The sequence below is a fragment of the Rhodanobacter sp. MP7CTX1 genome (assembly GCF_014205795.1).
Taxonomy (GTDB): Bacteria; Pseudomonadota; Gammaproteobacteria; order Xanthomonadales; family Rhodanobacteraceae; genus Rhodanobacter.
Window position 1 is genome coordinate 70,848 of the sequence record NZ_JACHCN010000009.1, and the last position, 12,953, is coordinate 83,800.

The following is a 12,953-nucleotide window of genomic DNA, read 5'->3' on the forward strand; positions in this document are numbered from 1 at the left end:
CTCCAAGGGTTATGAATCGGTGGCAAGAGACAGCACGAACCGGCGCGAGCCGGGACGGATAACGGCGTAGTTCGCAGCAAGATCGGGGTGGTCGGTGACGAGCTGCTTAGTGTCGAGGCTGATACTGTCTTTCGAGCGCCGGAACGTGACTTCGCCACCTTGGAACCTGGCGCGAGAGGCGTCGCCCATCGCTTGCTGGATGGTTTGCTTGCACTGTTCGGCCAGTCGCGCCTTTTCTTCCATCTCGGCCTTGAGCGCGGACAGTGTTTTGAACGTCTCGCACAGCGATTCGTCCTGGCCGAAGTCCAGCGTCGTGTCGTTGCCGGGGTAGAGCTGACGCAAGGCGCGTGCGGCTGACTCACTGCCATCAGCAGACGGTTGAAGGTCCTGCTCCACGCACTGCCAGAAGTTCGCTTCCAACACGACCAGGCGAGCAATCACTTCGTCGTCGCGCTCGATGCGATGGATTTCCAGCTTTTGCCCACACAGCAGGACAGCCACATCCGCCGCGGCATAGCCCGTCACGGCAAGCTGGTGTTGCACCTGGAGTTGCACGTACTCCGGTACGCCGTCCTTCCACAGCCGCGAACCGAACTCGCCCGCCGTCTTGCACTCTAGAATCTGGACATCCGAATTCCCAACAACCTCTCGGTCGAGGTTCGCCAACATGAAGTTGAAGGTCGGGTGCTGGAGCACGGCGTTGACGCGCCGTACCTTGCGCCCGGTCTTCTGCTGGTAAGCCGTTGCGACGTAGGGTTCGAGCAGCGTGCCCCAGTAGCACGGATCATCCATGCCGGTGGTTTCCTCCTTCGCCGTCGCCCGTCCGGTTTTTTCCAGCCAAAGTTCCAGTGGGCTCTTGTACGGATTGAGGCCCACCGCCGTGGCGGCATCGGAACTGCCGATGCCACCTTGGCGTACGGCCAGCCATTGCCCACGGTCGAGCGTGCGTGTATCGACCAGCCTCAAGGCAGATCGCTTCTTCATCGGTGTTCTCCCAAAGAAAAAGCCCGGCCTGAAGGCCGGGCGTTATGACGTTTGCATCAGATTGACCTCACCAACTGGCGCGGTAGTAGATGTCCCAGCCTTGCTCCTGCAATCGCTTGGCGTGATGAAGGACTTTCAACGTGTAATCGACATCGTCTTCGTCCAGCGTTTCATCTTCGTCGGTGGTGAAATGCTCGCTGGCACTCGCCGGGTCATCGCTGACCTGTTCGAGCTGATCCTCCAGCTCCATCAAGGTATCTACCGAAACAAAGGCTGCTCGGCAGTCGTCGTGGCCTTCTTGAGTGTTGTTCACAAACCAGTGATGCAAGGCATCGAACTTGCGCCAGTAGCCCACCCGCACCGTGACGCCACTGACTTCCAGCAGGGACGCATCCTCGCCCGGCTTTTCTTTCGGCGGCACATAGCCGATGGCCGCGCCAATGGCACGGCGCATCGGTTCCGTTTGCGCGTCGCAGGGGGCAACGTACCGCTTGGCCTCCAGGTACATATCGAGTCCCATCGCAGGTCTCCGTCAGACCACCAGCTTCATCGCTTCGTCCCAGGCACGCTGCTTGATCTGCGCCCCTTGGCCGAACCACGCCGCATCACGGCGGTGGTCGTCGCTACGCGCCCGACGGTGGTGGTCGACGAACTCGGTCACGCTGTTGAGCACACCCCATGCCGTGCCCCGGCTGGACGTCATCAACGCACCGCGGCCACCGCCTTCGTACAGTGAGCGGACGGTGGCAAGCGCCTGTTCGTTGACCACCACGGCCTTACCGTCCGGCGCGGCATAGGTGAGCACCCGGCGCAACAAGCCTTCGACCGTATCGGGGTCGACGGGCCGTTCCACCAACGCCTTCATGCGGGCGACGAAGCCATCCCACGACGAAACGGTGATGCCTAACTGACGCTTGACCGCGTCGGGATCGAACTGGCTGCGATGCGGAACCTTGATAGCACCGTTGGCGTTCCCCAGCGCAATGGACAAGGTGTTGTTGCAGACCACACGCACCGACGTGAACTGTGCCGTGGTCGCCAGCGTGCCGTCGCAGGCCGTGGCCAGCAGCAAGTAGCCGTCCACCTTGTCTCGACCCTTCAGCGTGACGCTCTGCCCGGTACGAGCCAGTGCCCAGAACTTGCGGCCCTCACGCAGCACGCCTGCCGTTTCCAGCTCGAAGCCGTTGCAGGCGGTCAGGTCGCGATAGAACTCCAGGATCTCGCCCGGCTGCACCACATGAAAACGCTTGGACACAACCGCCAACGGAGCCTTGGTATCGGAGCGGTAGAGCACCTTCTGTTCCGGGAAGGCGTTGATGACCCCGACATTGTTGCTGCCAGAGATGTAACGGACTTCGGACTGCTCGATCTGCCAGTCCATCCCCGCGTTCTTCTTCCAGACCTCGATGGGCTGTTGCAGGCCCAGCTTGTTACCCAAGCCATGCCACGGCTTCTCACCGGCGTAAGCCATTGTTTCAACCAAATGCATTGTCGTTTCCTCGTAGGTGGGGGCATAAACGCACAAGGCCCGGACATGCCGGGCCTTGTGCGCTGTGCTTGTGACGCCGTGAATCAGGGTGCTTTAAGGCTGCTGCAGCTGGTGCATCGGACGATGCCGACCAGAACCGCAGTAGCAACTACCAGGACGCAGTAGATCGTGTCGAGTTTGCCTGTCATGAGTCAGGGTTCCCTTGCGAACGCTGCGACGCGGAGCGTCCAAACGCAAAGCCGATGGTTATCGACTTCACATGGGTAATATAGATCTGAGATTTTTTTGATCGACGTGCTTCGGGCGAGCCACGGATGCGCTGTCGAAGAAATTCTCCGCTCAGGAAACGGGATAGCTCACCGGACCCTTCCATCGGGGATGGCGAGGAAGCGGCTTCTCGGTTTCAAGGGCTTACGGCCCGATGAAATGACCGCTCAGAACCGAAAACCCTTCGATAAACTATTCGGAATTCCGGCGCTACGCTTTAGTCTAGGGTCTAGGTGGCTTAGCGCAGGAGTATCACCCGGTGTATCTGGCCCAGTTGAGCATCACCAACTTTCGCAAGTTGAGCAAAGCCACGCTGACGTTTCAGCCGGGATTGAATGTCTTGGTGGGCGCCAACAATGTCGGCAAGACAGCGGTGGTCGATGCCCTTCGCGCGTTGCTTGCCAATCACGATGAACCGTATCCACGCTTGAGCAAGGAAGACGTGCATCATCCCAAGGGCGGCGCCGCGACCGGAGATATCACCTTTGAATACATCTTCCGGGATCTGGATGTCGACGACGAAGCCGACTTCCTCGCGGCTCTCAAGCCCGGGACCGATGGCAAGCTGCAGGCCCAGATCACCGTCCGCTACGCCGAACCGGACAAAGTCGGACGACTGCGGGTCAAGCGCTGGTGCGGCGACAATGAGGACGTGGGCCTGACCTCAGACATCATGGAAAACCTTCGGGGGGTCTACCTGCCGCCGCTGCGGGACGCCTCGCAAGGCCTCAAGCCTGGCCGCACCAGTCAACTTTCTCGGCTGCTGCGATTGCTGTCGGACACGGCAGGCGAGGACAAGATCAACGAGGCGCTCAAAGCGCTCGACGTTGAGCTACGCAAGCACGATCCCATCCTCAAGACTCATGAGGCGATCGCGATGCGCCATACCGAGATGCTGGGAGCGCAGCTGGCCCAGGGGCTCGACATCGGACTGAGCGCGAGCGACTTTCAGCGGTTGGCAGCTCGGCTGTCCTTGCTGGTAGATACCTTTGAGATCGAGCAGAACGGACTGGGATTCAACAACCTAATCTTCATGGCCGTCGTGCTCAGTGAGTTGGCCAAGAATCCCGACGCGAGTTACCGAAGCCTGATCGTCGAAGAGCCCGAGGCACACCTGCACCCGCAACTCCAGACCGTACTGCTTCGCTACCTAGAAACCGTTCATGCGGTCAAGGGCGAGAAGCCGGTCCAGCTATTCGTAACTAGCCATTCCCCGAATTTCGCAAGCATTGCCGACCTTGACAGCCTCGCCTGCCTAGTGGAAACCGAGGGTACAGTCGAGTCATTTTTTCCGCGAACCATTGCGTTCGGGAAGGGTAAACGCGAAAAGCTCGAGCGCTACCTTGATGTGACCCGCGCCGAGCTGTTTTTCGCTCGGCGAGTGATCTTTGTCGAGGGAGCCGCGGAGCTGATGATGGTCAACGTGCTCGCCGAGCGAGCGGGCTTCAAGCTGCGCGAGCACGCCGTCAGCCTGATCAGCGTCGAAGGCCTGAATTTCGATTCCTTCCTGCCGCTGTTCGGTGAACAGGCACTGAAAATTCCCGTCGCCCTCATCACGGACGCAGACCCGATGGAAATTCCCGCCGGAGGCGGCAAAGCCCAGCCGGTCTATCCGGCTCTCGGTGACGCGATCACGCTGTCTGACAACGCGAACAAGATGAAGAAAAGCGAGGACACGCACGTCAAGGTGTTCCATGGCATCAAGACCTTTGAGTACGACATGGCACTGCACGCGGACAATCGAACCGCCATGTTGTTGACTCTCAAGGAGCTCCATCCGATCATTGGCGCCAGCGTGGAGGCCGAGGTTGATGCGGCGGCAGGCGATGCAGCCAAGGCGAAAGCACTCTTCCGCGGCATGTTCGAGCGCGAGCATGGCAACGTGCAGAAGGGGCGATTCGGCCAGGCCCTTGCCCAGGCGTTATCGGACCCCGCGACGGCTTGCGTGGTGCCGGAATACATCAAGAGGGCCATCGCCCACGCCTGCCAGATCGCGCCTGTAGCAATATGATCGCCCTATCCGACGAACAGCAGGCCATCGTTGACGCGCCCCTAGCGCCGCTGGCGGTAGTCGCGTGCGCAGGCAGCGGCAAGACCCACACGGCCGTGCACCGCCTGCTGGAGATTCGCCGGCGACTGGGCGATGGCCGTGGTCGCGTTGCCCTCCTCTCGTTCTCCAACGTGGCCGTCAAGACCTTTCGGGACACCTACCATCCGCTGGCACAGACCCTGCCACAGGGCGCTGCGCGCCATCGGGTGGAGATCGATACGCTCGACGGGTTCATCACGACCAACCTCCTGCGCCCACACGCCCCACGCACCATGGGTTGCAATCGGACGCCCTTCCTGATCTTGGGAACCGAGCCTTTCCTTCAGAACAAGGATTTTCAGTTCTGGGCGCAGCCGGCAACGGGCGCGGCATTTCCGGTTCCACGCTCAGACATTGGGGACGTAATAGCGAACTTTCGGGCCGGCGCAGCACAGTTTGAGTATCGAAAACACAAAGCGCTCGTTCCGATCAACAACGGTCCAACGGTGGTGGCGCGGCTCGGCAAGATCGGCGGCTACACTCACAGTTTGGGGCAGTACTGGGCCCTTCGCACATTGCAGTGCCAGCCGCTCATTCTGGCCGCGCTCGCCAGGCGCTACCCACACATCTTGATCGACGAATCGCAAGACATTGGCACCTTGCACCAGGCCATCCTGACGCAACTCGCCGCGGCCGGTTCGCAAATCTCCCTAATTGGCGACCCACATCAGGGCATCTACGATTTTGCTGGTGCCGATGGTGACTATCTCGCCAGGTATCACCACCAGGCAGGCGTCCTCGCTTACCCGTTGACGCGCAATTTTCGCTCTGTTCCATCCATTGTGACGCTGGCCAATGCATTGTCGGAGCGCAATGACACGGCGGACAGAGCGGCTCCCGGGCTGCCGAATGGCGGTTATTTCATCGGCTACAAGAAAACGGAGCGAGACAAGGTCATCGTGGCGTTTCAGGCTGCAGTGATATCCGCCGGATTGAGTCTGGCGAGATCCGCAATTCTGTGCCGCGGCCGAGCTATGGCCGACAGCGTTGCCGGCACCGATGCTCCGATGGGGCAAGGCTTGGTGAAGCTGTTTGCTCTAGCGGCGGTGCTGCGAGACCGGCGACAGGACTACTTGGCTGCATTCAAAGCGGTCGCTGGCTGCGTAGTCGGTCTGCTCAAGAATCCGCCCGACGGTTTGCTTGCCTCGATTTCGCAGCCGGCGCGATTCCCGGAGGCCCGACCCCTTCGCCGCGAAATTTGGAAGTTCGCTCGGGACCCAGACGCCGGTCTGCCCGGTACGTCCCTGCTAGCGGACACCCAGTGGCACCCGCTGCTGACGACACGGGTCAAGGCACTGCTCCAGCGCCTTCAGAAGGAGTTCGGTCTGGTGCCGGCGGACCACCTAGGCAACAAGTTGGCGAAAACCGAACTGCCGCATGCCCCACTGATGTCTGTCCCAGACCTAGCCACAGAGCCACAGGAAGTTCTGCGCGTGGACACAGTGCACAAGGTCAAAGGCGAAGGCTTGGATGCCCTGCTGTACTTAGTGGAGAAGGGGCATGCTGAGGCGTTGCTGTCCGGCGTGGACACTGAACTGGGGCGCATTGGCTATGTCGCCATGACGCGTGCACGAAATCTGGCATGGGTCGGTGTCCCGGCAAACGCGCTATCGGTATTGCGCCCTGTCTTGATAGTGCGTGGTTTCGTGGAAGTGGGTGCAACCTAAGCGAGGAAGCAACACGGTGTCCCAGGTAGATCAGTTGGAGTTGTACCTATCGAGTGTGCCGCTCGTCCGAATCGGCGCTAACTCCCTCCCTAGCGGCCATGCGTCGGGTTGCTTGGTCGACTATGGTGGAAAGCGCTTACTTCTCACCGTGGCTCACGCAACCGGGGACAATCAGCGCTGGGCGCTGCAGGTCCGATTCGATCAAACGCTTAAGCGGACTCAGTTGGTTGGCCTGGGCATCATGAATTTCCTTGCCAGCGGCACGCTAGATGCCTCCCATCTCAAACGCATAGATTTTTCCTATGTCCAAGTGCCTTCGAGCACAGTGGCATTCAGGCAAGAGATTGAAATTCCGTCCAACGTGATTAAGACCGAGCGTACGATCAAGGTCCATACGCCGACCTTCGAGGAATCACCGGATTCCGCGGATCTTTATGGTTTTTGTGGCATGGTGCTTCCGGCGCAGGAAGAGCATTTCGGAGCGAGCTACGTATCCGGTGAGTTTCGGATCTACGAGAACTTGACCTTTCTTCATCGCATAGATGACAAGCTCGTTTTCAAGTTGCCCTCCGATCATCCTGGTCACGACCAGTTTGAAGGGTGTAGCGGTGCTCCTATTCTCAATGGTGCCGGAATTCCCATCGCGCTTGTCGTTGGTGGATGCCAAGAGACTGATGAAATCTACGGGCTGTCTCTCGCAACGTACAAGGTTGCGATAGATATCGATGTTGGGCTCGTATAGGCAACGATCTGGCGCTCACCAACTTCCATTTCTGGCAGGTGCCCGAAAATACAAGTTCGCAGCGGGCTCAGATTGCCAGCCTGCTGAGCAAGCACCGTCAACTGTGTTGCCCATAATTGGTCAACAGGCTGGCAATCTGTCCAGAGGGGGTTCGTGGTGATGAGCCTTCAAACGTTGCGAGTATTCAAAGAAGACCACGCTCCGCCATGCTGACGCACTCACTTCCCACCACGATGTGGTCCAGAACACGTATACCGATGAGCCTCAGCGCCTCACAAAGCTCGTTAGTGAGCGCTCGATCCGCTGCGCTGGGCTCCGCCAAACCGCTTGGATGGTTATGCGCAAGGATCGCCGCGCAGGCGTTGATAGCCAAGGCTGCGCGTACCACCTCCCTGGGATGGACGCTCGCACCATCGACGGTGCCGGCGAAAAGTTTTTGGCAGTCGAGGATGCGGTGCCGGTTGTCCAGCCAAAGGACGTGGAACTCTTCGTGCATAAGCGCACCCAAGCGCATACGAAGGAAGTCGCTGGCATCGGTCGGGGTAGCGATGCTGCCTTGACGTTCAAGCTTGTTTCTCAGGATGCCCTCGGCCGCGGCGAGCACGTCTCGCTCCGTCGTTTCGCCGGTGAGTTTGTAGCGGGTGTAGGTCAAAGATTGCGCGATATGCATGACGAACTCCTAGTGATGGCATAAACGCACAAGGCCCGGACATGTCCGGGCCTTGTGCGCTCTGCTTGTGGCGGAATGGATCAGGGGGCTTTGAAGCTGTCGCAGTTGGTGCATTTGACGATGCCAACCAGAACTGCTGCAGCAACAACCAGGACGCAGTAGACCGTATCGAGTTTGCCGCTCATGTCGTCGAGTACCCATAGCGAACGCTGCCATGCGAAGCGTCCAAACGCGAAGCCGATGACCACCGACTTCACATGGGTAATATGGATCTGAGATTTCGTTGAATCGAAGCTGTTACGCATTCCAACCGCAGAACGCCAGCCACCTGCCCGCCGTCGCCACAGCGACTGACCAGCATCGACAGCGAAACTGACCACGGCCGGCGGCAACGCTGTCCATCGTCACCAATGCATTGCCTATTCCCGGCATTGAGCACGACCACCACGCCAGCGGAACTAGCCAGGCTTACCAAGAGCGCTTACTAGCGGAGTCGACCGGCCGACTTTGGCCAGAAGCGAACGTTCGGGAAGAGGCAGTCTTTTGTGGCGCAGTGCAAGTAACGGCTATATGGGTCCAGCCGAAAATACGAGTAAAACTTGCGCGAAACTGCCCAACACACTTACTTGCGTGGCGGTGACGTGGGGGATGCCTTGGAGCTGTCCTTAGTTGGTGCTGGCACGACCGTTGCGGTGGTGGGCTTGGCCGGCGTGGCGGAAACCGTGTCAGTTGCAGGACTGGGTGGCGGCACGAACGGAATAACGGGCTGAGCCGGGACATCCGTCGACGTGGGCGTGGCGGACGTGGGCGCTAACACCGCCCAACCACAGGCTAGAGTGAGCACAGCGACAGCCACTCCGCCCAGCCACGCGGTCCAGACGAAGGAACGCTCGGCCTTACCCGTGGGCTTCACCACCATGCGCGTGTATTCGGCTTCGGGTAGGAAACGGTACAACCGGTGCTGCCAGTCCGTGCGCAACTGCCTCTGCAGGCGCATGAACTGCACGCCGGAGGAAATCACCATAGTGATGTACAGAGCGACCACCAGCATGACAATGGCGATAAGCTCCGCCGGCGCATTGGCTGCAACGCGGGCAGCGATCAATCCAATACCTGTGGCCAAAGCCGCGGCCACCGAACCAGTCAACTGGCGACTGATGTCCGAGAGCTTGGCTGTTTCCTCAGTAACAGCCTTGCGCAGATCGCTGAGTACTTTCAGCGTGTCAAGGCCTGTTTCGGACAAGGCCATCTGGTAAGCGATCTGAGCGCTTTCCCAAGCGTGAGCCAAATGCTGGCGTAGAAACGTTGGAGTGCTTTCCGCAGTCGCACCTGAGCGGGCCAATTCGGCGGCCAGCAGGATGTGTCGCATCTCGGCTTCGCGCTCATGCTCAAACAACCAGTAGGAGACTTCCATCAGGGTGTTGAAGCTCGCGTGATCCAGCACATCGGAAACCACGTCAAATCTTGGTAACGTCAAGCGCGGAGGACCGCGAAACTTCAACGCCCCATTGTCCGCGTCAATCTCATCGGGTAGACAGCTGATCAAAGCGGCCGAGGCAGCCCGTATCCATACTTGAGCCGCCGGCTCAATAAAGAGTTCGCTCTCTAATGCCGGCGCCAGCCAGTAGCGCACGTCCTCCGGCACACGGCGGACATTACCGAACTCCTTGACCAAGGCCCGGGGTGACTTGGTGGAAGGCAACACGGCGGGCTCCTGCGCGCCCTCCCAAGACTGGATTACCCGCACGCCGGTAACCAACGAACCTGTGAAGCGAGCTATATGCCAACGCGGCGCTACATGGCCGATCTCTAGCCACTCTGCAAAGGCGTGGTTGCTCAGCAATCGCAGCGTGTTGGCTGGTGAGGCTGGCTTTTGAATGACTAGGCGGTAAGGAGCGAAGCCGGGATCGGGGGCTTCCGCACTGACCCAAGGCTCACCCACGCGATCAAACAGTTCCACTGGCCAACCCAGAGGCTCGCACAACGCCTTCAATTCGGAGGCGTGCGCTGCCGAAAGCGCCGACACGGTGACGGCGTTTTCGGATTCAGCGACGAAGGCTTGCTTGGTCTCAACCAAGCCATCAATCGCTTCAGCGAGCGCGATCAGGGACAACGGTGTCCTCCACAATGCGGTCAGTGGTGATCGTGATGACCTCACCCTCTCCCGCCGGATTGGGCATGCGCTGCACCCTCACTGCATTGATTTCATCCGGGTACGTCACGGTAACGCCTTCGGTCGTACGAAGCTTGCGCAAGGGGGGCTTACGGAGGACCTGCCGATCGGGTGGGAACGCCAGTCCCGTTAGCCGTTGCGTCCTCAGCTTCTGGGTGGTTCGGCGTCGCAGCAATGTCTTCGTTTCCTCGTCGGCCGGGTGCCCAGCTGCGGCGATCACAGCATCGACGATAGCTTCCTCGTCGATTTGCTGGCGATCGCGCAGCATACCCTTGGCCTGTTGCAAGGCACTCGCTACGTCATTATTGGGAAGCAGATCCTTGCATTCCAAAAAAGTCTTACGCAGCGCTTCGACCAGCTCGCGATTGAGTTCATCGTCGCTTCGCGTCCGTTCAACATCCAGAAACGTCGCGAAGTAGTCGGCAATCTCCGGTGCCGACTTGGTGCGATCACGTGCGGCCACCATCGCTTCGGCCCGGCCATTTACGACACGAATCAGGGCAGCTTTCTGAATCGCCTTCTTGTCGTCAATGAATGCATGAATGATCCGACGCAGCCGCTGCTGACCGTCTTCGCCTTCGGATTGCTCGATGGCTTCGCGATAATCGTATTTGATCAAGCTGTAGATACGAACATTGGCTTCATCGGCCCGCAGATCAAAGATAAAGAAGGCGCCATCGCGTGTAGTAGTTCCGTGTTGACGTGAGAACTCCCGTGATAAGTCCTGAGCGCCGGCCTCGAAGGTAATCGCTCCGATGGCCATGTTTTGGAGTCGATCCCTTGAGCCGGATACTTCTTTGAACTGATAAACAGCCGCTGTATCAGTGTCCAGGATGCGGCCAATAAAGAAGTTGGCATGCTCGACCACACGGGCCGGTTGTGGGTCAAACTCCTCCTCGCCCACCACGTGCAGGATCATCGACTCAATGCGCAGCTGCCCGCGCTCGTCCTCGGTCAGAAAACCCATCGCTACCTTGCTCCCCAAATCCTTGTATGCATGCTCCACCCATTGTGGCTACGAGCACGATAGAACTGCGGTGTCTCAAAATCTGCGAACACTGGCCCTTGCCTCCCCCTGAAGCTCGCGCTGGTGCAGCGCTTGCCCAGTTCCGATGAGACTGCTGCGTTTGTAGCCCGTCGCTGCGGAAAGGACAAGCGTAAATGTGGAACGCCAAGGAACCGTCCTCCCCACTCCGATCGCCATGACCGAGCATCGTTCGGTGAGCAGTGCGATTGGGTACCTCAGAAAAAATTGGCTGCGCCCGCCTAAATTAGCGATTCCGCCAAACTTGCTTGAACTGGAATAGCGTGGCCATTCGTCACAATGCTGCTGCCTTCAAAAATCCGCTTGGGGGCGATAAGCGACCTTGATTCGGACGGTCATTTAGCCGCGCCGGTCAAGTTACGCTGGGACCCTAGATGCCAACTGTGCTGGCAACGTTTGGCCAACAAACCGGCAACCCGCGCCTCGTCAGGAGCGCCCGATTCCTCTGGCATGTGCTTGTCGAATCGAGTCTTTGACCTTGCGAGAAGCAGCGCCTTTCCTCGTGCTGCGCACCGGGTCATTCAAGAGATCCGCCCACTCCTGCATCATCGCCTTGCGCTCATCCATGTACTCAGCGTGGTTGTAGCTCGCACGCACCTTGTCGCGTTCGGCGTGCGCCAACTGACGCTCGATCACGTCTGAGCGATAGCCCATCTCATTGAGGATGGTCGACGCCGTGGCGCGGAAGCCGTGAGCCGAGAAACCGATGCTGTCCTTGCCATTGAATCCCATGCGTTCCAGTGCGCGATTCAAGGTAGTGGCAGTCATGCACTCTTTTGGCCTGCGGTAGTTCGGGAACAACGCATCACGCCCTCCCGTATAGGTCTTCAACTCACGCAACAGACTGGCCGCCTGCTTCGACAATGGAACGATGTGCGGTTCCCGCATCTTCATGCGCTCTGCGGGAATCCGCCACTCGGCGTTGTCCAAGTTGAACTCCGACCACTCTGCCTTGCGAAGTTCGACAGTTCGAACAAAGGTAAGCAGCATCAGTCGTAGTGCGATTACGGTTGTGCGATACCCGCCGTACTTTCCCAACGCTTTGGTGAAGTCGACGATCTGACTGCGTGAAAGCGGCTTGTGATGTTCGACCTTCGGGCGATGAATGGCCCCTTTCAATGCGGCGGCGGGATCGCCATCGGCGCGCAACGTAGCAACGGCGTACCTGAAGATGGCCGAAGACCACTGGCGAACCAGCAAGGCAACCGTTTCGGCTCCCCGCCCTTCGATGCGACGGATGATTTCAAGCAGATGCGCCGCAGTCACGCTGCGAATCGGCAACCTGCCCACATGGGGAAATACATCTGACTCCAGGAACCGCTCCACCTGACGCAGATAGTAGGGCGTCCACCCGGGAGACTTCTTGGAAATCCACTCCTTCGCAACGCCTTCGAACGTATTCGCGTTCGCCGCATGGTTCGATAGCCGTTCGGCCTGCCGGTTGTGTGAAGGATGAATACCTTGCTTGACGAGTGCGCGCGCCTTGCCGTGCTCGGTTCGTGCCTCGGCAAGTCCGATGCTCGGATACTCACCAATAGCAAAGACGTTCTCCTTGCCAGCGATGCGGTAGCGGAAACGCCAGAGCTTCACCCCCGTCGGACGCACTTCGAGATGGAGGCCGCCGCCATCCGCTAGCTTGATGGGTTTGGGACCAGGTTTGGTGTTGCGGATCTTGGCGTCAGTCAGCGACATGGTGCGGGTATCGGGCTTCGATACCCGCAACGGTACCCGCAATTTCTCTGACTTACAACGGATGCTCGCGGACATCTATGGCATAGAAACCCTTGTTTTTAAGGCGTTCTATGCGAATACGTGGACTGCCGTGGA

The 12,953-nt window shown here is 59.2% G+C and carries 11 protein-coding genes; 3 read left to right on the forward strand and 8 right to left on the reverse strand.

The genetic code is table 11. The features are described 5' to 3' along the window. Window positions 1-9: 9 nt before the first annotated feature. The 3 genes from HDE77_RS12485 to HDE77_RS12495 form a co-directional block, all read right to left on the reverse strand. Complete coding sequence (locus HDE77_RS12485; RefSeq protein ID WP_184417664.1) at window positions 10-984, reverse strand: lambda-exonuclease family protein; 975 nt, start codon at window positions 982-984, stop codon at window positions 10-12. Between the two features lie 67 nt (window positions 985-1,051). Beyond that, on the reverse strand, window positions 1,052-1,504 hold the full coding sequence (locus tag HDE77_RS12490) for a hypothetical protein (protein WP_255482696.1): 453 nt from the start codon (window positions 1,502-1,504) through the stop codon (window positions 1,052-1,054). Between the two features lie 12 nt (window positions 1,505-1,516). Next, on the reverse strand, window positions 1,517-2,473 hold the full coding sequence (locus HDE77_RS12495; RefSeq protein ID WP_184417665.1) for a DUF932 domain-containing protein: 957 nt from the start codon (window positions 2,471-2,473) through the stop codon (window positions 1,517-1,519). 526 nt (window positions 2,474-2,999) lie between these two features. Here HDE77_RS12495 and HDE77_RS12500 point away from each other — a divergent pair. From HDE77_RS12500 to HDE77_RS12510, 3 genes are read left to right on the forward strand one after another with little or no spacing between them, the layout of a single operon-like run. Beyond that, window positions 3,000-4,751, forward strand: coding sequence for an AAA family ATPase (locus HDE77_RS12500; RefSeq protein ID WP_184417666.1), 1,752 nt, complete (start codon window positions 3,000-3,002; stop codon window positions 4,749-4,751). Next, window positions 4,748-6,496, forward strand: a complete 1,749-nt coding sequence (locus tag HDE77_RS12505) for an ATP-dependent helicase (RefSeq protein ID WP_184417667.1) — start codon at window positions 4,748-4,750, stop codon at window positions 6,494-6,496. The genes HDE77_RS12500 and HDE77_RS12505 overlap by 4 nt, the downstream gene beginning before the upstream one ends. Before the next feature lie 16 nt (window positions 6,497-6,512). Then, entirely contained in the window at window positions 6,513-7,238 is a 726-nt protein-coding gene (locus tag HDE77_RS12510) for a hypothetical protein (RefSeq protein ID WP_184417668.1), read from the forward strand. Window positions 7,239-7,422: 184 nt separating this feature from the next. Here HDE77_RS12510 and radC read toward each other — a convergent pair whose 3' ends face one another. The 5 genes from radC to HDE77_RS12535 form a co-directional block, all read right to left on the reverse strand. Next, entirely contained in the window at window positions 7,423-7,908 is a 486-nt protein-coding gene (radC, locus tag HDE77_RS12515) for a DNA repair protein RadC (RefSeq protein ID WP_072758773.1), read from the reverse strand. Between the two features lie 80 nt (window positions 7,909-7,988). Continuing rightward, window positions 7,989-8,300, reverse strand: a complete 312-nt coding sequence (locus HDE77_RS12520; protein ID WP_184417833.1) for a hypothetical protein — start codon at window positions 8,298-8,300, stop codon at window positions 7,989-7,991. Between the two features lie 230 nt (window positions 8,301-8,530). Further along, window positions 8,531-10,021: a hypothetical protein gene (locus tag HDE77_RS12525; RefSeq protein WP_184417669.1), complete on the reverse strand. Its 1,491-nt coding sequence runs from the start codon at window positions 10,019-10,021 to the stop codon at window positions 8,531-8,533. After that, entirely contained in the window at window positions 9,999-11,048 is a 1,050-nt protein-coding gene (locus HDE77_RS12530) for a nucleoid-associated protein (RefSeq protein WP_072758775.1), read from the reverse strand. The genes HDE77_RS12525 and HDE77_RS12530 overlap by 23 nt, the downstream gene beginning before the upstream one ends. A 504-nt stretch (window positions 11,049-11,552) precedes the next feature. After that, window positions 11,553-12,818 carry an integrase arm-type DNA-binding domain-containing protein gene (locus HDE77_RS12535; RefSeq protein WP_184417670.1) on the reverse strand — a complete coding sequence of 422 codons (1,266 nt, stop codon included), beginning with the start codon at window positions 12,816-12,818 and terminating at the stop codon, window positions 11,553-11,555. Window positions 12,819-12,953 lie beyond the last annotated feature (135 nt).

Coding starts and splice junctions, on each gene's coding strand:
- HDE77_RS12485 (WP_184417664.1), bottom strand. CDS start 984: ATGAAGAAGCGATCTGCCTTGAGGCTGGTCGATACACGCACGCTCGAC.
- HDE77_RS12490 (WP_255482696.1), bottom strand. CDS start 1,504: ATGGGACTCGATATGTACCTGGAGGCCAAGCGGTACGTTGCCCCCTGC.
- HDE77_RS12495 (WP_184417665.1), bottom strand. CDS start 2,473: ATGCATTTGGTTGAAACAATGGCTTACGCCGGTGAGAAGCCGTGGCAT.
- HDE77_RS12505 (WP_184417667.1), top strand. CDS start 4,748: ATGATCGCCCTATCCGACGAACAGCAGGCCATCGTTGACGCGCCCCTA.
- radC (WP_072758773.1), bottom strand. CDS start 7,908: ATGCATATCGCGCAATCTTTGACCTACACCCGCTACAAACTCACCGGC.
- HDE77_RS12530 (WP_072758775.1), bottom strand. CDS start 11,048: ATGGGTTTTCTGACCGAGGACGAGCGCGGGCAGCTGCGCATTGAGTCG.
- HDE77_RS12535 (WP_184417670.1), bottom strand. CDS start 12,818: ATGTCGCTGACTGACGCCAAGATCCGCAACACCAAACCTGGTCCCAAA.